Raw genomic sequence first — 20,904 nt, 5'->3', positions numbered from 1 at the left:
GTTTATCGAACGTATTCAACGTCCACATCGTAATCGTCTTCATCAAAATCATCGTCGTCCGAGCCATTACGGCGATTCTTACGAAGTAGACGAATGCGATCGCGACCTTCTTCATCAATCAATTCACGAATTGCACGCTCTTCAGCTCGAGCATTGTCATCTTCGGCTAACAGTTCACGTTTTTCGTCTAGCGCGGTCATCAGATCAAGACACAGAACCTCAGTCCCTTCACCGGAAATCGCTGAGATACGGTACGTTTTACCTTCCCAGTTCAATGCGTCGATCACACTTTGACAGCGTTCCTCACGCTCACTTTCCGGCACCATATCAAGCTTATTCAAAACCAGCCAACGCTCACGCTTCTCAGCCAATGCAGGCGAGAATTCATGCAGTTCATTCACCGCAATCTGAGCCGCTTGCGCAGGTGTCACGTCATCCCAAGGTGCCATATCAACGATATGCAAAAGAATACGGTTACGTACCAAGTGCTTTAAGAATCGAATCCCTAAACCAGCCCCTTCTGCAGCACCTTCAATAATTCCTGGAATATCGGCAATTACGAAGCTTTGATGCTTCTTAACTTTTACCACGCCAAGGTTTGGCACCAGCGTCGTAAACGGATAATCCGCCACCTTTGGCTTAGCCGATGACACTGAACGGATGAAGGTAGACTTACCCGCATTCGGCAGACCCAACAGACCCACGTCTGCCAAGACTTTCATCTCTAATTTAAGGTTACGCTCTTCACCCACCGTCCCTTTCGTCGTTTGGCGCGGCGCACGGTTTGTACTCGATTTAAAACGAGTATTTCCCAAACCTTTATGACCACCTTGCGCCACTTTCAAGCACTGACCAATTTGCACTAGATCGCCTAGCGTCTCACCAGTATCTTCATCAATAACCGTCGTACCAACCGGCACTTTGATCTCAAGATCAGGTGCTTTAGAGCCAGTCATATCGCGGCCTTGACCACCTTGACCATTTTCAGCAATGTATTTTTTGGTAAAACGGAAATCGATCAGTGTATTCAATGACTCGTCGGCCACCAACATCACACTACCGCCATCACCACCATCACCACCGTCTGGGCCACCTTTGGCGACGAACTTTTCTCGCCAAAAGCTTAAAGCACCATTACCACCTTTACCTGCGCGAACATAAATCGTGGCTTCATCAACAAATTTCACAAAATCACCTCTTAGGTGCGTTATCAGAGTTCAACTGCCCTGATTATAGAATTTTTCCAAAAAAAAAGCCCCGCGCTGCGGAGCTCTTTTTTAGTGATTCGCGATGCGATTAGGCAGCAGACACAACAGAAACTGTGCGACGCTTGAATTTACCTTTCACTTCGAATTTCACTTGACCTTCAGCAACAGCGAACAAAGTGTGGTCTTTACCAACACGAACGCCTTCGCCTGCGTGGAACTCAGTACCACGTTGACGAACAAGAATATTACCTGGGATCACAACCTGACCGCCGAAACGTTTAACACCTAAGCGTTTCGACTGACTGTCGCGACCGTTTTTAGTACTACCACCAGCTTTCTTATGAGCCATGATTTACTCCTAAATATTAAATCTTTAAACGCTTAATTAGTTAATACCAGTGATTTTCACTTCTGTGAACCACTGACGGTGACCTTGGCGTTTCATAGAGTGCTTACGACGACGGAATTTCAAGATTTTAACTTTGTCGCCACGGCCGTGTGCAACAACTTCAGCTGTCACTTTCACGCCTTCAACAACTGGCGCGCCAACTTTTACGTCGTCGCCGTTGCTTACAAGAAGAACTTCGTTAAAGTCGATTGCAGAACCGGCTTCAACAGCTAGTTTCTCAACTTTAAGAGTTTGACCTTCTTGTACACGGTATTGCTTACCGCCTGTTTTGATCACTGCAAACATTATCTCTCTCCAAATGAATTTGCCCGGCTACTGGATTGTATTTGACCTACTTCTAGTGGCTTACAAACATATACCCTTCAAGGGCTTACATTTCACCATATGATAGGGAGCAAAAGTGTGGGCAAATCGGACGCCGAATTGTACAAAAGAGAACCAACAAAAACAAGCCAATTCACCTTCCGATCAGTATTTTTACTGTTTTGGGTTGACCCGCTGTAGGAGCTTACCTAGCATTGACGCCTCTTGCTGTTCGGCTTGACTATATTTTAGCTTCGGAAGTTCCATGCAACCTACTAATATTCATGACGTGGTGGCCGATGAATTCGGTCAAGTAAATGACTACATTGTTTCGCAACTTAAGAGCGAGATCCCTCTCATCGAGCAAATTGGTTACTATATCATTAGTAATGGCGGCAAGCGTTTGCGCCCGCTAATGGTGTTACTGTCAGCCCGTGCCGCACAATCTGCCAACGGTCTTAGTGAAACCTCTTTGAGCAATGCCGTGAAAATGGCCTCTATTATCGAGTTCATTCACACCGCTACATTGCTACATGATGACGTGGTTGACGAATCCGATATGCGCCGCGGCAAAAAAACCGCCAATGAAGAATGGGGCAATGCGCCCAGCGTCTTGGTAGGAGATTTTCTATATACTCGAGCGTTTCAAATCATGGTCGACGTAGGCAGTTTCCAATGCATGGAAATCCTATCTGGTACTACCAACATCATCTCGGAAGGTGAAGTTCAGCAGCTAATCAACTGCGGCGACCCAGATACTACCGAAGAAAGCTACATCAAAGTCATCCAATACAAAACAGCAAAACTGTTTGAAGGTGCTGCCTTATGTGGCGCTGTGGTGGCCGAAGCCAGCGACGTCTACCAAGAAGCGCTACGCCAGTATGGTATGTACGTTGGCACTGCATTCCAGCTCATCGATGACGTTATGGACTACACTTCCACAGCAGAAGAAATGGGCAAGAGTGTGGGCGACGATCTAGCAGAAGGAAAACCGACCTTACCGCTGATCTTTACCATGAAGCATGGGACTGAGGATGCCAAACAACGCGTACGCTCCGCCATTGAGACCGGTGGCCTAGAAAATCTAGAGACTATTCTTGCCGACGTCCGTGATTGTGGCGCGATCGAATACACAGAGGCCGAAGCCAGAAAGCAATCTGATCTCGCTATTTCTGCAATCAGCATTCTACCTGATTCACCTTATAAGCAAGCCCTGATTAACTTAGCCAATGCGGCGGTAAATCGTCGCACTTAATTACAAATCCCGAGTGTTTTAATGCATTGATGGTTTCACCGTCATGATCAATCACCGCACGCACCAAGCGTGCGGTTTGATCCGGTTGCTGCATCATAAAACAATGTCCACCCTGCACTTCAATAAACTGTAGGTTTGAGTTCATTGCTTGCGCTAAGTGATACGATGCTTGAAACATTTCATGCGTATCCGTCCCCCAGATCACATATGTTGGCGTCTCAAGCCGCGCTATCGCTTGCCATAACATGCTAGGAGAACTACCAAATACAGCAGCCTCCAGCCAGGGGGGGCAGTTTAATTGTCGAAACCCTTCTTGGTTTTCGTACGTCGAATGCGTCACATAGTCGAATAAACACCGATCTTGCCACCCCACAAATGCTCCTCGACCACGCAGGCTGCTAAACACCTCCTGCGTATCACGCCACAGTGTTCGCCGACGCTCGGTTTGTCGAACCAAAAGCGACTTTGAACGTTTATCCTGCTCATTCTCGTCGTTTAATTGTGCAATCATTTCCGGCGGATACCAAGCCGGATCTAATAAGACCATTTGCTTAAATAGCTGCTGATCACGATGATTCATGAGTAGCGTCATACATCCCCCAAAGCTATGACCAACGCCTACTAAATCTTCCCATTGCTGAATCTGTTTCTGCTCAATTAATGTCCTATAAAAGCGATATGAAGACTCTTCCCATCCCACAAATCGATCACCTGTAGGAGATAAACCATGCCCCGCCGCGTCTTGCAGCATGAGGTCCTCACACTTTACAATTCCTTCCAACAAAGCATCATAGCTACGTACTGCAAAACCATTACCATGGAGAAAGTGCAAAGCTTGGGAGTGGCTTTCGAGCAAGCGTAAATAAATCGACAACTCGGTATCTGACACTGGCAACAATTCTTGTTGATAGGTTAACGTGCTCATAGTTGCTCCTATTTTGTACCATCATCCGTATTTTTTAGTGCTGCAGACAAGACCAATATGCTATCGACACACAGGCACACATGTAAATTTTGTCTTTTTGTTACGTAAATAGACAAAAAAAACGTACTTTTACCGACTCACAATTGGTTTTTTTCCGCACAAACATTCATATTACTTGCCTGAACCGATATAATCTCATGGATTTTCATACTGCTAACTGGACCACGCGCTCTATTACTTTGCTTAGGTAAACAAGGAGTGGTGGAAATAGGACTATAATGACTACAGCTTCATCGTTTGAAAAAGACGAACTTTTAAAGTGCGGCAACGGCGAAATGTTTGGCGAAGGTAATGCTCAGCTTCCTGTCGGCAACATGCTAATGATAGACCGAATCACCAACATCTCTACCGAAGGCGGTGCGTTCGGAAAAGGTGAGATAATTGCTGAATTGGATATCACTCCTGACCTTTGGTTCTTCGACTGCCATTTCCCAGGCGATCCTGTGATGCCAGGCTGTTTAGGTCTGGATGCCATGTGGCAGCTTGTTGGCTTCTTCCTTGGCTGGAAAGGTAACAAAGGACGTGGCCGTGCATTGGGTTCTGGTGAAGTGAAATTCACTGGGCAAATCCTGCCAACCGCTAAGAAAGTAACGTTCCGTATTGACCTGAAGCGCGTGATCGAACGCAAGCTTGTAATGGGCATTGCTGACGGAAGTGTCTCTGTTGATGGTCGTGAGATTTACACGGCTAAAGACCTACGTGTAGGCTTGTTCACATCAACAGAAAACTTCTAAAAGATTAAGAGTATAAGAGGCACATTAGTTATGCGTCGTGTAGTTGTAACTGGTCTAGGCATTGTTAGCTGCCTAGGCAATGACAAACAATCCGTTCTTGAGTCACTGCAAGAAGGCCGTTCAGGCATTCGTTTCGCAGAAGACTACAAGGAAAAAGGTTTTCGCAGCCATGTATGCGGTCGTATTGATCTAGACGATACTGAAATTGATCGTAAAGTTCGTCGATTCATGGGGGATGCAGCGACTTACGCTTACGTTTCCATGCAGCAAGCGATTGCTGACTCAGGCCTAGCTGAAGACCAAGTTTCTAACATTCGTACAGGTTTGATCGCTGGCTCTGGCGGTGCATCGGCTCGAAATCTAGTAGAATCAGCCGATACGTTACGCGAGAAAGGTGTTAAGCGTGTAGGTCCTTACCGTGTTACGCAAACTATGGGTAGCACTGTGTCTGCTTGTCTTGCGACACCGTTCAAGATCAAAGGCGTTAACTACTCCATTACGTCTGCATGTTCAACCAGTGCACACTGTATCGGTAATGCAATGGAGCTTATCCAACTAGGAAAGCAGGACGTTGTATTCGCTGGTGGCGGTGAAGAAGAAAGCTGGACGCAAACATGCATGTTTGATGCAATGGGTGCGCTGTCTTCTAAGTACAACGATACGCCAGATCAAGCATCTCGCGCCTATGATGCTAAGCGTGATGGCTTCGTTATTGCTGGTGGTGGCGGTATTCTTGTTCTTGAAGAGCTTGAACACGCTAAAGCACGTGGCGCTAAGATCTACGCTGAAGTGGTAGGCTACGGTGCAACGTCTGACGGCTATGACATGGTAGCGCCGTCAGGCGAAGGTGCGGTTCGTTGTATGCAAATGGCAATGAGCACTATTGATGGTAAAATTGACTACATCAATACTCATGGTACGAGCACGCCTGCTGGTGATATGAAAGAGCTACAAGCGGTTCGCGAAACATTTGGTTCTGAAATCCCAACAATCAGCTCCACTAAGTCTCTATCTGGTCACTCTCTAGGTGCTGCTGGCGTTCACGAAGCTATCTATAGCTTGCTAATGATGGAAAACAAATTCATCACGGCGTCTGCAAACATCACTGAACTAGATCCTGAAGCGGGTGATATTCCAGTTGCGCTTACTCGCCAAGACGACGTAGAGCTAAACTATGTAATGTCTAACAGCTTTGGCTTTGGTGGAACAAATGCCAGCTTAGTCTTCAAAAAATACGAAGGCTAATTACAGCATTTCAAGACATAAAAAAACCGCTCATTGAGCGGTTTTTTTTGTGTCTCAAGTACAGAGGCTATGGATGTTTACGCATTGCATCGCGCATCCAATGCTCCATTTCTTCATGAATTTGGTTGGTATCTTTGCCTTCAACTTCAATCAGCGGCCCAATCACCACCGTAATCGTACCTGGGTATCGACGCCACGTTCGCCCAGGCCAAGCATGGCCTGCGTTGTGTACGATGGGTAAAATAGGTCTTTTTGAAGAGGCAGCAAGCATAGCAGCGCCCTTGTTAAAGTCACGTTCTTTCCCCGGTACAGTCCGAGTCCCTTCAGGAAAAATCAGCACCGAACGGCCGGCTTGCAAGCGATCTTTACCTTGCTTCAGAATTTGCTTCAAGGCTCCAGCTCGCTTCGAGCGATCAATAGCGATCGGTTGAACCAATCGCAACCCCCAACCGAAGAATGGAATCGAGAGCAACTCTTTCTTAAGAACCGTCGAGATCGGCGTTTTCAATACCTGCAGCAAGTAAGTTTCCCACTCACTTTGATGATTCGCCGCCAAAACAACAGGACAATCTTTACCTGGGAGGTTTTCACGACCAATAATGTCAACTTTGACACCACAGAGTACTCGAAATAAAAACAACAGTGAGTGGTTATGAATATTTAGCATTGGCTGACGCCAACTTGGTGGCAATATAAAGCCAATCAATGGCGCAAAAATTCCCGTAAAGCCTGTTAAGACCCCATAGCATAAGGTAAACAATAACGAGCCAATCAGAGCCCGTAGCGAATTCCTAGGTTTCATGAAGCGCTTACTCCGTATTTATTCCAGCCTAAAGTAGGCCACGCTCTTGCTTTTGAATCAGTGGGTTGGCATACATGTTTAACACCGTTTCACGTAACACGTCTGGGCACGCTGCCATGTACTCATCAAATACAGAGTCACCAGTCGCTTGACCATTAAGCATTTTCAAAGCCGCCTCATTAGTCGACTGAATGGCATATTTACCTACAATTTGTCGGTCCACTTCAGCCACCATTTCATCAGGCGTCGCACAGTTATGGTCAATCACATCTCCAAAGGTGACGATGACTTTACCTTTACGCCCAACAATGCCTTTTCGAATACTGTCAATGTCTTCAAATTCGGCTTTCTGGTAAGAGCCTGTTGTCGACTTCTCGTTTAACTCTCGCGCCTTATCGAAGGCGCAAGGATCATACTCATAGGATATCGATACGGGGACAATTTTTAGATTTCGCATGGCGTCAGGAAAGGCAATTTTCTGTTTTTTCTGACTCATATAAAACATTTTAATGATGGCAGGATCGGTTTGATCTATGCCATCTTTGGCGCGGCCTTCTTTTTGAGCAATCCAAATATTGCAGTGCTCTTTGGTCAATGAATGGGTGATGTAATCAGACAATTGACCAAAAGCGGCCATCATTTCACGAATACCATTCGCAGAACGTTTAACGATAAAGCTCTTATTTAAACGCATCAGGTCAGACACAAACGGACGACGTAGCAAATTGTCACCAATCGCAATGCGTACGGTATCGAGGCCATTTAGGTAAAGACCATAATTCACGAACGCTGGATCCATAGCGATATCGCGGTGATTCGATAAGAAAAGATAGCCTTCGTTCTTAGCCAACTTGTCGACACCGCGATATTCAACATTGCTCGTCGTCGTTTTAATCATGCGTTCCATGTAATCAGCCACTTGCGTCTGGAAAGCACGTACATCATTGATTTTACGCACTTCCTTTTGCAACACATGCTTAACGACGTACGCTAAGAAACCACGTGTCCATTGCGGCCATTTAGTAAACTTGAAGCCGACAATCGTATCGATGAAGTCTGGCGTATTTACTAAATTTTGTAACACCCCGGCGACCTCATCGTCGTTGTAAGGGCGTATGTCATGAAACTGATCCATTGAACTGTCCATTCAGGTTTAAATTATCGTTATGATTATAAAGTACAAATATCGAAGCCAGCATCGTCGAGCAATTGCTTGTTCGAGCTAGCTGTCACAACAGCGATACTTTCATTCTCTTTCGTTAGGTAAAGCTTAGCAACACGCTTAAGATCATCTACCGTTACCGAAAGCACACCCGCTCGGAACGCCTCACGGTAAGCTTGACTACGACGATGCAGCTGCAAGAAGAAATCACTTTGTGCTTCACCTGCTGGAGACCCCGGTTTGTCCATTGAGCCAATCACACCTAGTACAGCTTCTTCTAGGGCATCATGTGAATGCTCATTGCCAAGTAACCAGTCAATCGACGCGTCAAAGTCCGCCAATGTTTCCAACAACCGTGGGTCACGGTATGAATAGAAGCGGAATGCGCCACTGCTACCATCAAAGGTTGCACCACCACCGTAAGCACCACCCTGCTCTCGAATTGCTCGGTGTAGATAACCGTTGCGTAAGAAACCGCCTAATACCGTCAACGGCGCCACATCAGGATGCTCACCCGCTACAGCTTTAAATGCCTTAGCACAGAAGCTGACCTGAGTGGCAGTCACCCATGCTTGCTTCACGGTTTGATCAATGGCCGGTAAAGAAAAGTGCGTCAGCTGCTCATGGTTCTCCACTGCTTGCCAAACAGGCGATGTTTGGGACATTAAAGACTCTTTATGATGAGGCTCTGCGACTAAAAGTACTTGCTTCGCAGCGCCAGCTAACTTGCTATGAATCGACTCTAGCACAGAACGCAACGTCGACATCGCAGTTGAGTCATTCTTCAATGAGTCATCCAGTGCAATCACATCACGAATACCGCTCATGCCTCCCCACGCTTCTTGTTGTGCCGAGAGGCCTGACATACCACTGCTGGCAGCACTCATTGCCAGAGCATGGCCTTGTCCAGTAATCGAACGCTCACGACGCGCACGGCGCTGAGAAACCAATTCTTTAATTCGTCCTTCTTCGTCGAATCTCACGTCATTAAAAGTTTGCGCCATTAATTCAGTCATGGCCTTGGCATTTGGCACTAACGCTTTTGAGCTGAGAACAAAGTAACCGCTCACACGCTGTTTATCGATAAGCTCGGTCCGAATAGAGGAAGAGGCTCCTAAACCACCACATACTTGCGCTTGACGTGATTGCACCGCTAAGTAATCTTGGTCACCTAAACCTAACTCTGTTACCAGATAAGCATACAACGGCAGGTATTTGGTTTCGTCTTCAGTTAGCGCAGGAAGCTCTGTCACCAATTGCTGATATACCAGACCGTTTGTGCCTTGTGGATAAAACGTAATTGGCAAACTTTCAGTCACTTGTTCGTTTTCATACTCAGGCAAGCGAGCAGGTACATCTTCAAGCCCAACTTTCGGCAAGATGCTCATGTCATCAACTTGCTCTTGGCGCTCTTTTAGCGCTTGGCTGCGCTCAACAATATGCTGTTTTTGTGCTTCGTTTAAGCCTGCTTTGATCTTACTTAGACGGTCTTTCTCTGCCTGGTTACGGCGCGCCTCTAGCGCTTCATCTGGACTTAACGTTAAGGTGATACGATGTGCATTAGACAACAACAAGTCGCGTACGAGTGTTGGGATGTAGTCTTTTTCAGCCACTTTTTCACGCATACTTTCGATCACAGGGTCTAAGTCTAACTGCGCGATTACATCGCCTTCATGCACCGCAGTCGACAAGGCACTTAGGATAAGCTGTAAACCGTATGGGTAGCTGTCTCCACCGATCTCGCGTTGGCTTAACTCCAATTGGTGCAGCATGGCATCGACCATGTCTTGCTCAATGCCATTTTCAGCGATGTCTTCCAGTGTGTTTAGAATTAATGCTTCCACTTGAGGAGCATTGTCGCGCTTAACGCCTTCCAAGCCACACATAAAGCTCATTTCTTTGTTGCTGTCTTCTAAACCACATAATGGCGAAGGTGATTGACCCAGTTCAGAGTTTTCCAACGCGCGACGCAATGGTGACGCAGAGTTATCCAGTAACACACTGGACAACAGTTCTGCTTCAAACTGTTGCGCCAAATCGATGCTTTCACCCAGCAACCAGCCTACGACCACATGGCTGCCATCTTCTTTGGCCTCATCGGTTGCGTAACCTTCTTCAACTCGCACAGGAGAGAAGTAACGTTTTACGTTAGGCACACTGACTTTGTCGTCTAAACGTTCGAAGCGGCTCAGTACCTTCGCTTCAAACTCAGCTTGTAACTCTTCTGCGGGGATATCACCGAATGTCATAAAAACGGCATTAGACGGGTGATAGTGTTTGCGGTAGAAGGCCATCAAATCGTCGTATGACAAATCGGGAATATCCGTCGGTTCACCACCGGAGTTAAAATGATAGGTATTGCTTGGGCATAAATACTTCGTCACAGCCTGCCATAACACAGACGTAGGCGAACTCATTGCCCCTTTCATTTCATTGAATACAACGCCTTTGTATGTCAGCTCTGAATCAGGATTGGTTGGCTCAGCGAACTCTAAACGATGGCCTTCTTGCGAAAAGTCCAATGGATCTAAACGTGAGAAGAATACGGCATCTAGATACACATCTAGTAAGTTACGGAAATCTTTCTTGTTCTTACTGGCAAATGGGTAAGCCGTCCAATCAGACGACGTAAATGCGTTCATAAAGGTGTTCAGTGAACGGCGAATCATCATAAAGAATGGGTCGCGCACTGGGAAGCGCTCGGAACCACACAGAACCGTATGCTCAAGTATGTGCGCCACGCCACATGAATCGGTTGGTACGGTTTTTAACCCAACAAGAAAGACGTTTTCGTCGTTATCAGAGGCAATATGAAAATGCTTTGCACCTGTTTCCTTGTGCTCGTATTCCTGTACCGTCACATTTAACGCTTCTATAAATTCACTGCGAATAGCCTTAAACGCTGGGTGATGTGCATTGTTCATGGTCATATATTACCCCTGTAAAAAATCGTTTCTATTACTACATAGATTGGGTGTATTTGCCTTAATCTCAAGCAATAAAGCGTGTGAATTATATCAAGATTGTGGTTTTGTCGGCAGAGATATAGCGCCCTGCTGTGTTAACGCTTTTGATGACGCTCCCAGTTTTCTAGGCGCGCTTTGTCACTTTTTCGAAACAATACATACACAGCACCTAATCCACCATGGTGACGCTGTGCTGTGTGAAACGCCATGACATCGTCGAGATCTCTCAACCATTTGTTAATAAAGCTTTTTATCGTTGCCTGATCATTTGGGTCTGGTGTTCGATCACCTTTTCCGTGAACAATAATCGCCACACGGATGTCATGCCGCATGCAGTCCGCAACAAACTGGTATACTTCCACACGAGCTTGCTCTACGGTACGTCGATGCAAATCTAGGCGTGAATCAATACCATACTTACCCTGACGCAAGCGCTTAAACACGCCATCTTGCACACCGTCTTTTTTATATTCAAGCATGTCATCAGGATCAACTCGCTCAACATAATCTTTGGACAAGTGATTACGGTCTTCAACCTTTGCAATCAAAGCGGCCTTCTGACGTTGCGTAAAGTCCACTTCGCCCTTTTTTTTACCAAGGTATATCTCGGTCTTTTTTATTGGGCGAATCCCCTTTACTTCCTGCGCAAACAAAGAGAAATCATCATCCTCTTGCATAGATCACCTCAAACTTTGCACCCTATTCATTTACGACAGCTAGATACAAGAAAGGCTCCCGTAGGAGCCCCTATACAAGCTGTAGGGTAATCTCTGCTAACCATGTCTAACGACTTTTGGTGAGCAAATTGTGCTAAAAATGTTAGTTTCATTATAACAGCAATCTATTCAGAACCACTAATAGCAAAGGCTTAGCTATTATTTTCAGCGTCATCCCTTTTTTTCAAAAAACTTGAGAATTGAAAAATTAAAAAGCTAATGACCGATAATAATATCGCTATTTCATAACGACTATAGGCAACTGAAACACCAATAGCACCAGTATTCCAAATTCCAGCTGCGGTAGCAGTGCCTGATACAGAGCCGCCACTTTTAAAAATGGCGCCACCACCAATGAAACCCATGCCCGTGATCACGGCATACATTACGCGAGCTTCTGCATCAGAGCCTTCATACACACTCATGCCCACTAACATAAATGAACACGATGCAATTGTCACAAGTGGGAAGGTACGTAAGCCTGCACCACGATCGTGAAACTCCCGATTAAATGCAATCGGTAATGAAAGCAAAAACGCCACACCCATCTGCGTTAAATGGTGAAGAATCAACCCAAAATCTAAATCGATCATGTTTACTACCTCCATGTTGTATTTGGAATATCTTAAAACTTACCTACCAAATACATGGGAGTAAAACAGATAACAAAAGCTTCCTCTTTAGATACAAAAAAAGCTGCACAATGTGCAGCTTTTTTCAGATCAAACGCAACTACACGCTCAGTCTAGGTGAATCCTAGAAGGGGATATCGTCGTCAAAGTCGTCAAAGCTTGGCGCAGGTTGTTGTGGCTTAGCCGGCTCTGGCGCTTTTTGTGGTGCTGGCGCAGGGGCTTGTTGAGGTTGATTCCCCCAGCTACCAAATGACTGAGGCTGAGCTGGTGCTTGCTGAGGCTGGCCGTAACCACCACCTTGCTGAGGCTCTGACTGCGCTGGCGATGCACCATAGCTGCCTTGCTGTGGTTCTGATTGCTGAGGCGCATTGCCGTAACCACCTGGCGCACCGTAGCCACCTTGTTGAGGTGCTTGTTGCGCGCCGTAACCACCTTGCTGTGGCGCTTGCTGCCCACCGCCAAAACCACCACCTTGCTGACCGTCTGCTCGCCCATCAAGCAATTGCATCTCATTCGCAACGATTTCCGTTGTATAGCGCTTAATACCGTCTTTTTCCCACTCACGTGTACGCAATGAGCCTTCTACGTATACTTTCGAGCCTTTCTTGATAAAGTCACCAGCAATCTGACCTAGACGAAAGTTGCCTCGATCCATGAACGCCACACGATGCCATTCGGTACGCTCTTGCATTTGACCCGTTTGCTTATCACGCCAGCTTTCAGACGTAGCAAGGTTTACGTTTGCCACCGCTGCACCTGAGGGCATAAAACGAACTTCTGCGTCGCTGCCTGCGTTACCGATCAAGATTACTTTATTTATTCCACGTGCCATGAGGTCACTCCAATTCTTTAACTGTAAATTCTTATAGCTGAATTTGCGGCGCTACACGTTGCAACGCTGCTTTGTCTAACTGCTTTTTATCTACTTTCAAATAAGCGGTTTGCTCATCTGTGAAAATCTGCATATCTTCCACTCCTTGGATTGCCATTAATTGCTTTTTAAGCTGATGCACATCATCCTCTGTCTGTGCCGCCACACTGAAAGCCATGCTTGCCACTTGCTTTGGCGCAGGTTGAAAGGCGCTCACAACCGACCACATCAACCAAATGCCACCAATGACAGAAAACAGCACTGTAACCGATGTATGTTGCAACAACCAGCCTCCGCCAGCTCCACCAATGAATGCGCCCATAAACTGATGCGTTGAAAACACACCCATTGCGGTACCACGATAACCAACTGGAGCCAACTTGCTAATCACGGATGGTAATGTCGCTTCCAACGTATTAAATGCAACAAAGAACAAACACACTGCCACGGCAAACAACCATAGTTGTGCAGACCATTCCATCAATAAAGTCGTCGCACCAAGAATGCCAATAACGAGGGTAAGCACTTGCTTCATTTTACCTTTGCCCTCTGCCGCAATCACCAACGGTAGCATCAAAATAAAAGCCCCTCCCATAACCAGCAGATATAAAATACTGTGCTGACCTAAAGCTAACCCATAGCGATGAATTAACAAACTTGGTATTGCCACAAACAACGCCGTCAAACTGCCGTGCAGCAATAATATACTGATGTTTAGAAAGCGTAGTTGGCTGTCTTTTAAAACGCCTTTTAGAGCTACTAAACTCGGTGTTGTATCACGTCTAAAGCTATGCTGTGTCACATTAGGCACTGCCCAAAGGACTAACGCCATACCTACAATAGAAAACCCAAAAGACAGATAAAACAGACCAGATAGTCCAACCCACTGATACAAAATAGGCCCAAGAATCAGTGAAATCATAAACGACGCACCAATACTAATACCCACCATCGCCATGGCCTTAGTACGGTTTTGCTCTTTGGTGACATCACTGAGCAATGCCATCAAGGTACTGGCAATCGCTCCTGCACCTTGAATCGCTCGTCCGATAATCAGTGTTACAATGCTATCAGCATTGGCACAAATAATACTCCCTAATGCAAACAGCATTAGACCAAAAATAATCACTCTTTTACGGCCGATCTTGTCAGACATCATTCCCATCGGGATCTGTAAAGAGGCTTGGGTAAACCCATATATACCGATCGCCGCACCAATCAACGCGGCATCGGAACCGTCTAACCCATCCGCGGCCACACTGATGACAGGCATAATAAGAAACAGGCCGAGCATACGGAATAGATAAACCATTGCTAAGGCTAAAACTGAGCGGCGTTCAATGACATCCATAGGTGCTACTACTTGCGTATTTAGGGGTGATTGTTGAAAGATCGAAGATTTTACTAAAAATACCGTTGAAGCTCTATTTTAACTACTGTAAAAATAGACAGTTATTCTATTTTGAATGACTTTTTCCTTGGTTGCATTACATTTTGGAGACACATGGACACTATTACCCTTCGCGGTGCGCGGACCCACAATCTAAAAAACATCGATTTGGACATCCCTCGCGACAAGCTGGTGGTGATTACTGGGCTCTCTGGTTCAGGTAAATCGTCTCTTGCCTTCGACACCCTCTATGCCGAAGGACAACGCCGCTATGTTGAATCATTATCAACCTATGCACGTCAATTCTTGTCCATGATGGAAAAGCCCGATATTGATCATATCGAAGGCCTCTCTCCAGCGATCTCCATTGAACAAAAGTCCACGTCACATAACCCACGTTCGACCGTCGGTACGATCACGGAAGTTTATGACTATCTTCGTCTGCTCTTTGCTCGTGTAGGCCAACCACGCTGTCCAGATCACGGCGAACCGCTGGAAGCCCAAACTATTAGCCAGATGGTTGATAAAGTGCTTTCGCTACCAGAAGAAAGCAAGATGATGATGCTAGCGCCGATCATCAAGGATCGCAAAGGTGAACATCTTCATACTATTAGCGAATTGCTGGCAAAAGGCTTTGTACGCGCTCGAATTGATGGCATCGTCGTGGATCTGGATGATGCACCAACGTTAGAGAAAAACAAAAAGCATACCATTGAAGTTGTAGTTGATCGCTTTAAGGTACGCCCAGATTTACAGCTGCGCTTAGCGGAATCCTTTGAAACATGTTTATCGCTGTCAGATGGTATCGCCAAAGTGCTTAATATGGATGATGAAACCGATGAGCACATCTTTTCAAGCAAATTCGCTTGTCCAGTATGTGGCTATGCCATTACGGAACTTGAGCCTCGCTTATTCTCGTTTAACAACCCGAATGGCGCTTGCCAAACGTGTGATGGCTTAGGTACGCATCAAGTCTTCGATGCCGATCGCGTCATTCAAGATGAGAACTTAACCCTCGGTGAAGGCGCTATTCGCGGCTGGGGGCGTCGGAGTATTTTCTACTTCCAACAACTGAATGCTTTGGCCAACTTTTACGAATTCGATATCAATGCAAAATTTAAAGATATTCCAGAAAAGTTTCAGAATGTTGTTTTAAACGGTTCTGGCAAAGACAAGATCGACTTCGTCTACATCAATGAACGTGGTGACAAAATGACACGTTCACATGTATTCGAAGGCGTATTGCCCAATCTCAATCGCCGTTATCACGAAACAGAATCGGACAGTGTTCGCGAAGATCTGTCTCAATACATCAGCACTCAAGCCTGTCCAACTTGTCATGGCACACGCTTGAATAAAGCCGCGCGTAATGTGTTTATTGCCACGGAAACACTGCCTGATATCGTCAAAAAACCGATTGCTGACTGCTTAAGTTATTTCGAGACATTGAAGCTTGAAGGGGCCAAAGGGGCCATTGCAGAAAAAATCTTAAAAGAAATACGTGATCGCTTGAGCTTCTTAGTAAACGTAGGTCTTGATTATTTAACGCTCGATCGCAAAGCAGACTCATTATCCGGCGGTGAAGCCCAACGTATTCGTCTCGCCAGTCAAATTGGTGCAGGCTTAGTCGGCGTCATGTATATATTGGATGAGCCTTCTATCGGCCTCCATCAACGGGACAATGAACGCCTGATCAGCACACTAACGCGACTACGAGACCTAGGCAATACGGTGATCGTTGTCGAGCACGATGAGGATGCTATTCGTGTTGCAGACCACCTGATTGATATCGGTCCTGGTGCAGGTGTTCATGGCGGTCAAGTCATTGCATCCGGTACACCTGAAGACATTATGGCTTGCGAAGAATCCATCACGGGACAATTCTTAACTGGCAAGCGTTCTATTAAAGTACCGTCAATTCGTCATCAAGCGACAGAAGGAAAACAACTGACGCTGCACGGCGCACAAGGCAATAACCTTAATAACGTTACTTTAAATATTCCAGTAGGGGTGATGACCTGCGTAACAGGTGTCTCTGGCTCGGGGAAATCGACTTTAATTAACGGTACATTATTTCCACTTGCGGCAACTGCACTTAATGGTGCAACAACGCTAAAACCGGCGACCTATGAAAAAGTTGAAGGTTTGGATCACTTCGACAAATGTGTCGACATAGACCAAAGTCCAATTGGTCGTACGCCACGTTCAAACCCTGCAACTTACACTGGCATTTTCACACCTATGCGTGAACTGTTCGCTGCGACACAAGAGGCGCGATCTCGGGGATACAAGCCAGGGCGCTTCTCGTTTAACGTCAAAGGCGGCCGTTGTGAAGCGTGTCAAGGGGATGGTGTAATCAAAGTCGAGATGCACTTCCTACCAGACGTGTATGTTCCCTGTGATGTCTGTAAGGGACAACGCTATAACCGTGAAACGCTAGAAATCACTTACAAAGGGAAGAATATTCATCAGTGCTTAGACATGACCATTGAAGAAGCTCGAGAATTCTTTGACCCTGTTCCTTCCATCGCGCGCAAGCTACAAACACTAATGGATGTTGGCTTAGGCTATATTCGTTTAGGTCAAGCAGCGACGACTCTATCAGGTGGCGAAGCACAACGGGTTAAGTTGGCTAAAGAGCTATCAAAACGCGATACAGGTAAAACACTGTACATTCTCGATGAGCCAACTACAGGTCTACACTTTGCAGACATTGAATTGCTACTCACGGTACTACATCGCTTACGCGATCATGGTAATACGGTGGTAGTCATTGAACATAATCTAGATGTGATTAAAACCGCGGATTGGATTGTAGACCTAGGTCCAGAAGGCGGTAGTGGCGGTGGTTACATAGTTGCTGAAGGAACACCTGAAACCGTTGCCCAGCACGAGATCTCACATACTGCTCGTTTCTTGAAGCCCATGCTTTAAAAATAGGTGCAAACCATAAAAAAGAGCCTATGGCTCTTTTTTTTATTTCTATTTATATCGGTCTTTTTGCAATAGAAAGACTGTAGACACAAAAAAGCCGGGCTTGTGGCCCGGCTTTTTTAAAGCAAATGCTGTATTACTCAGCGTCTGCTGCTTCCGTAACTGGACGATCGACCAGTTCAACGTAAGCCATAGGTGCGTTATCACCTGCACGGAAGCCACATTTTAAAATGCGAACGTAACCGCCAGGACGACCTTGGTAACGAGGACCAAGCTCAGAGAACAATTTACCTACTGCATCTTTGCTACGCGTACGTGCAAAGGCTAGGCGACGATTCGCAACGGAATCTTCTTTCGCCAATGTGATCAAAGGCTCAGCAACGCGACGAAGTTCTTTGGCTTTCGGCAACGTAGTTTTAATAACTTCGTGCTCGAATAAAGAAGCAGCCATGTTTTTGAACATCGCTTTACGATGTGAGCTAGTACGGTTTAAGTGACGTCCACTCTTACGATGACGCATTTTACATTCCTTACCAAACTACGGTGGTCAGGGAACAATGATCTAGCGAGCTAGAACTTTGCTATCGTCTTTTAGACTAGCCGGTGGCCAGTTTTCTAGACGCATTCCCAAAGACAGACCGCGCTGTGCTAAAACATCTTTAATTTCAGTTAATGACTTCTTACCAAGGTTAGGCGTTTTAAGTAGCTCAACCTCTGTACGCTGAATCAAATCACCGATGTAGTAGATATTTTCTGCTTTCAGACAGTTAGCACTGCGAACGGTTAGCTCAAGATCATCAACCGGGCGTAGCAAAATTGGATCAATCTCATCCTCTTCTTCTTCTACAACTGTCTCGCTTTCGCTTTCTAGTGCGACAAATACCGCGATTTGTTGTTGTAGAATCGTCGCTGCACGGCGAATCGCTTCTTCTGCGTCAATAGTACCGTTAGACTCAATGTCAATGACAAGTTTGTCTAGGTCAGTACGCTGCTCTACACGAGCATTCTCTACGCTGTAAGCAACACGGCGAACAGGACTGAAAGAGGCATCCAGCTGCAAGCGACCAATAGGACGAGTCTCATCGTCACCAGCAACACGAGCGTCAGCAGGCTCATAACCACGACCACGGGCCACTTTAATCTGCATATTTAGCTCTGCAGTATCATCAAGGTGACAAATCACATGATCTGGGTTAGAGATCTCAGAGTCAGCAACCAGTTGGATATCTCCAGCCGTTACGACACCAGGACCTTTCTTACTTAGTGTTAGAGTTGCTTCATCTTGCCCGTGTAGAGCGATCGCAACTCCTTTTAGGTTAAGAAGAATTTCAATAACGTCTTCTTTTACCCCTTCAATCGCACTGTACTCATGCAATACACCGTCGATTTCTACTTCGACAATTGCACAACCAGGCATAGAAGACAAAAGTATACGGCGTAACGCATTGCCTAAAGTATGTCCGAAACCACGTTCTAGCGGTTGCAGAGTTACTTTGGCGCGCGATTGGCCCAACTCTTGTACTTCGATGTTGCGTGGGGTTAACAATTCGCTCACTGAACGCTGCATAGATCCACCTATTTCTTAATCCTAACCATCTAGCTATTACTTAGAGTAAAGCTCGACGATTAGGTTCTCATTAATTTCAGCTGATAAATCGGCACGCTCTGGAGCAGCTTTGTAAGTTGCTTCCAGTTTAGTTGCATCAACTTCGACCCAATGGATCGGTGCACGACTTTTAGATAGCTCTAGCGCATTTTGAACACGCAACTGCTTCTTAGCTTTTTCACGGATAGACACAACATCACCAGCTTTAACTTGGAATGATGCAATGTTTACCACTTCGCCGTTAACTAGAATAGCTTTATGGCCAACTAGCTGACGAGATTCCGCACGTGTAGAGCCGAAGCCTGCACGATAAACTACATTGTCTAAGCGTGACTCAAGAAGTTGCAGAAGGTTTTCACCTGTTGCACCTTTAATACGAGCAGCATCTTTGTAGTAGTTGCGGAATTGTTTTTCAAGAATGCCGTAAATACGACGAACTTTTTGTTTTTCACGTAGCTGTAGACCGTAATCAGAAAGACGACCACGACGTGCACCGTGCACACCTGGAACTGTTTCTGCTTTACATTTTGATTCTAAAGCGCGTGAGCCACTTTTAAGTTGTAAGTCTGTGCCTTCACGACGAGACAATTTACAAGTTGGACCTAAATAACGAGCCATGTGTCTGTCTCCTCTTAAACGCGACGTTTCTTAGGCGGACGGCAACCATTGTGCGGGATTGGCGTCACGTCTGTGATGTTATTGATGCGCAGACCCAATGCATTCAATGCACGAACTGCGGATTCACGACCAGGACCAGGGCCCTTAATCATTACGTCAACGTTCTTTAGGCCGAACTCTTGTGCAGCAGTTCCGGCACGTTCTGCAGCAACCTGTGCTGCAAATGGGGTACTTTTACGAGAACCACGGAAACCAGAACCACCTGCAGTCGCCCAAGACAAAGCATTGCCTTGGCGATCAGTGATAGTCACGATCGTGTTGTTGAAAGACGCGTGTACATGAGCAACACCGTCGACGACCGTCTTTTTGACTTTCTTCTTGGTACTGCGCGCTGCTGGCTTAGCCATATTGCACTTTTCCTATATCTAATGCTCAGCTCTAGCAGACTTAATGCGCTAGAGCGAAACGCGTTAAATTACTTACGAATTGGCTTGCGAGGGCCTTTTCGTGTACGAGCGTTCGTTTTGGTACGTTGACCACGAACAGGTAGGCTGCGGCGGTGACGGATGCCACGGTTACAGCCTAAGTCCATCAAACGCTTGATAGACATGCTGACTTCACGGCGGAGGTCACCCTCTACAGTAAACTTAGCAACTTCGCCACGTAGACGGTCTAGCACTTCATCACTTAGAGAACCGATTTTAGCGGTTTCTGCGATCTCTGCAGATTTGCAGATTTCTTGTGAGCGTGTGCGACCGATCCCGAAGATGTAAGTTAGAGAAATGACCGCATGTTTATTGTCAGGAATATTGACACCGGCTATACGGGCCATTCACTTTACTCCGTTGTTATGGATGAATTCAATTCATCACTTTGCTTTCATGAGGGCGGAAGATTATGCCAGCTTAGCGGACAAAAATCAACCACCCTCCCATCATCGAATAATTCGACTATTAGCCTTGACGCTGTTTGTGACGAGGCTCAGAACAAATCACTCGAACTGAACCGTTACGACGAACGATTTTGCAGTTACGACAGATTTTCTTTACAGATGCACGTACTTTCATG

Annotated in this window: 21 protein-coding genes; 4 read left to right on the top strand and 17 right to left on the bottom strand. The window is 46.0% G+C overall.

Going from position 1 to position 20,904, the window contains the following annotated elements:
* Nucleotides 1–2 precede the first annotated feature (2 nt).
* The 3 genes from cgtA to rplU all read right to left on the bottom strand — a co-directional run bounded on the left by cgtA (nt 3) and on the right by rplU (nt 1,902).
* Entirely contained in the window at nt 3–1,187 is a 1,185-nt protein-coding gene (cgtA, locus tag AYW75_RS16940; protein ID WP_067102026.1) for an Obg family GTPase CgtA, read from the bottom strand.
* A 109-nt stretch (nt 1,188–1,296) separates the two neighbouring features.
* Complete coding sequence (rpmA, locus tag AYW75_RS16935; RefSeq protein WP_067037136.1) at nt 1,297–1,557, bottom strand: 50S ribosomal protein L27; 261 nt, start codon at nt 1,555–1,557, stop codon at nt 1,297–1,299.
* 36 nt (nt 1,558–1,593) lie between these two features.
* Nucleotides 1,594–1,902 carry a 50S ribosomal protein L21 gene (gene rplU, locus AYW75_RS16930; protein WP_067037134.1) on the bottom strand — a complete coding sequence of 103 codons (309 nt, stop codon included), beginning with the start codon at nt 1,900–1,902 and terminating at the stop codon, nt 1,594–1,596.
* Nucleotides 1,903–2,185: 283 nt separating this feature from the next.
* Here rplU and ispB point away from each other — a divergent pair, with 283 nt between their 5' ends.
* Entirely contained in the window at nt 2,186–3,175 is a 990-nt protein-coding gene (gene ispB / locus AYW75_RS16925) for an octaprenyl diphosphate synthase (RefSeq protein WP_067102024.1), read from the top strand.
* Here ispB and AYW75_RS16920 read toward each other — a convergent pair.
* Nucleotides 3,138–4,100 (bottom strand): alpha/beta fold hydrolase, encoded by a 963-nt coding sequence (locus tag AYW75_RS16920; protein WP_067102022.1) that lies wholly within the window; start codon nt 4,098–4,100, stop codon nt 3,138–3,140. The two genes, ispB and AYW75_RS16920, sit on opposite strands and share 38 nt — an antisense overlap.
* A gap of 278 nt (nt 4,101–4,378) precedes the next feature.
* Between AYW75_RS16920 and fabA the strand changes: the two genes are divergently transcribed.
* Together fabA and fabB are read left to right on the top strand one after the other, a co-directional pair.
* Nucleotides 4,379–4,894, top strand: a complete 516-nt coding sequence (gene fabA, locus AYW75_RS16915) for a 3-hydroxyacyl-[acyl-carrier-protein] dehydratase FabA (RefSeq protein WP_067037128.1) — start codon at nt 4,379–4,381, stop codon at nt 4,892–4,894.
* Between the two features lie 30 nt (nt 4,895–4,924).
* Nucleotides 4,925–6,139 carry a beta-ketoacyl-ACP synthase I gene (gene fabB, locus AYW75_RS16910; RefSeq protein ID WP_067037126.1) on the top strand — a complete coding sequence of 405 codons (1,215 nt, stop codon included), beginning with the start codon at nt 4,925–4,927 and terminating at the stop codon, nt 6,137–6,139.
* Nucleotides 6,140–6,206: 67 nt separating this feature from the next.
* Here the strand turns inward: fabB and AYW75_RS16905 are convergent, their stop codons facing one another.
* The 7 genes from AYW75_RS16905 to AYW75_RS16875 all read right to left on the bottom strand — a co-directional run bounded on the left by AYW75_RS16905 (nt 6,207) and on the right by AYW75_RS16875 (nt 14,639).
* On the bottom strand, nt 6,207–6,941 hold the full coding sequence (locus AYW75_RS16905; RefSeq protein ID WP_067102019.1) for a lysophospholipid acyltransferase family protein: 735 nt from the start codon (nt 6,939–6,941) through the stop codon (nt 6,207–6,209).
* 28 nt (nt 6,942–6,969) lie between these two features.
* The gene (locus AYW75_RS16900) at nt 6,970–8,076 is read right to left on the bottom strand and encodes a 1-acyl-sn-glycerol-3-phosphate acyltransferase (protein WP_197478975.1); all 1,107 of its coding nucleotides are present in this window, start codon (nt 8,074–8,076) and stop codon (nt 6,970–6,972) included.
* Between the two features lie 35 nt (nt 8,077–8,111).
* A complete protein-coding gene (locus AYW75_RS16895) occupies nt 8,112–11,033 on the bottom strand; it encodes an insulinase family protein (RefSeq protein ID WP_067102014.1) in 2,922 nt (973 codons plus the stop codon).
* 131 nt (nt 11,034–11,164) lie between these two features.
* Nucleotides 11,165–11,746, bottom strand: a complete 582-nt coding sequence (smrA, locus tag AYW75_RS16890) for a DNA endonuclease SmrA (RefSeq protein ID WP_067102011.1) — start codon at nt 11,744–11,746, stop codon at nt 11,165–11,167.
* Nucleotides 11,747–11,937: 191 nt separating this feature from the next.
* Complete coding sequence (locus AYW75_RS16885) at nt 11,938–12,378, bottom strand: MgtC/SapB family protein (RefSeq protein WP_067102009.1); 441 nt, start codon at nt 12,376–12,378, stop codon at nt 11,938–11,940.
* A gap of 163 nt (nt 12,379–12,541) precedes the next feature.
* Complete coding sequence (gene ssb / locus AYW75_RS16880) at nt 12,542–13,249, bottom strand: single-stranded DNA-binding protein (RefSeq protein ID WP_067037119.1); 708 nt, start codon at nt 13,247–13,249, stop codon at nt 12,542–12,544.
* A 31-nt stretch (nt 13,250–13,280) separates the two neighbouring features.
* Nucleotides 13,281–14,639 (bottom strand): MFS transporter, encoded by a 1,359-nt coding sequence (locus AYW75_RS16875; protein WP_067102006.1) that lies wholly within the window; start codon nt 14,637–14,639, stop codon nt 13,281–13,283.
* Between the two features lie 153 nt (nt 14,640–14,792).
* Here AYW75_RS16875 and uvrA point away from each other — a divergent pair, with 153 nt between their 5' ends.
* Nucleotides 14,793–17,612, top strand: coding sequence for an excinuclease ABC subunit UvrA (gene uvrA, locus AYW75_RS16870; RefSeq protein ID WP_067102003.1), 2,820 nt, complete (start codon nt 14,793–14,795; stop codon nt 17,610–17,612).
* Nucleotides 17,613–17,748: 136 nt separating this feature from the next.
* Here the strand turns inward: uvrA and rplQ are convergent, their stop codons facing one another.
* The 6 genes from rplQ to rpmJ form a co-directional block, all read right to left on the bottom strand.
* The gene (rplQ, locus tag AYW75_RS16865) at nt 17,749–18,132 is read right to left on the bottom strand and encodes a 50S ribosomal protein L17 (RefSeq protein ID WP_067037109.1); all 384 of its coding nucleotides are present in this window, start codon (nt 18,130–18,132) and stop codon (nt 17,749–17,751) included.
* A 42-nt stretch (nt 18,133–18,174) separates the two neighbouring features.
* Nucleotides 18,175–19,179, bottom strand: coding sequence for a DNA-directed RNA polymerase subunit alpha (locus tag AYW75_RS16860; RefSeq protein ID WP_067037107.1), 1,005 nt, complete (start codon nt 19,177–19,179; stop codon nt 18,175–18,177).
* A gap of 36 nt (nt 19,180–19,215) precedes the next feature.
* The gene (gene rpsD, locus AYW75_RS16855; protein ID WP_067102001.1) at nt 19,216–19,836 is read right to left on the bottom strand and encodes a 30S ribosomal protein S4; all 621 of its coding nucleotides are present in this window, start codon (nt 19,834–19,836) and stop codon (nt 19,216–19,218) included.
* Nucleotides 19,837–19,850: 14 nt separating this feature from the next.
* A complete protein-coding gene (gene rpsK / locus AYW75_RS16850) occupies nt 19,851–20,243 on the bottom strand; it encodes a 30S ribosomal protein S11 (protein ID WP_067037103.1) in 393 nt (130 codons plus the stop codon).
* 68 nt (nt 20,244–20,311) lie between these two features.
* A complete protein-coding gene (gene rpsM / locus AYW75_RS16845; protein WP_067037097.1) occupies nt 20,312–20,668 on the bottom strand; it encodes a 30S ribosomal protein S13 in 357 nt (118 codons plus the stop codon).
* Nucleotides 20,669–20,789: 121 nt separating this feature from the next.
* A complete protein-coding gene (gene rpmJ, locus AYW75_RS16840) occupies nt 20,790–20,903 on the bottom strand; it encodes a 50S ribosomal protein L36 (protein WP_055462823.1) in 114 nt (37 codons plus the stop codon).
* Nucleotide 20,904: the final 1 nt, after the last annotated feature.

It is taken from the genome of Marinomonas atlantica (assembly GCF_001639725.1).
Classification (GTDB): domain Bacteria; phylum Pseudomonadota; class Gammaproteobacteria; order Pseudomonadales; family Marinomonadaceae; genus Marinomonas; species Marinomonas atlantica.
The sequence above is the reverse complement of the archived record's forward strand: the minus strand, read 5'-3'. Positions and strand labels throughout refer to the sequence as shown.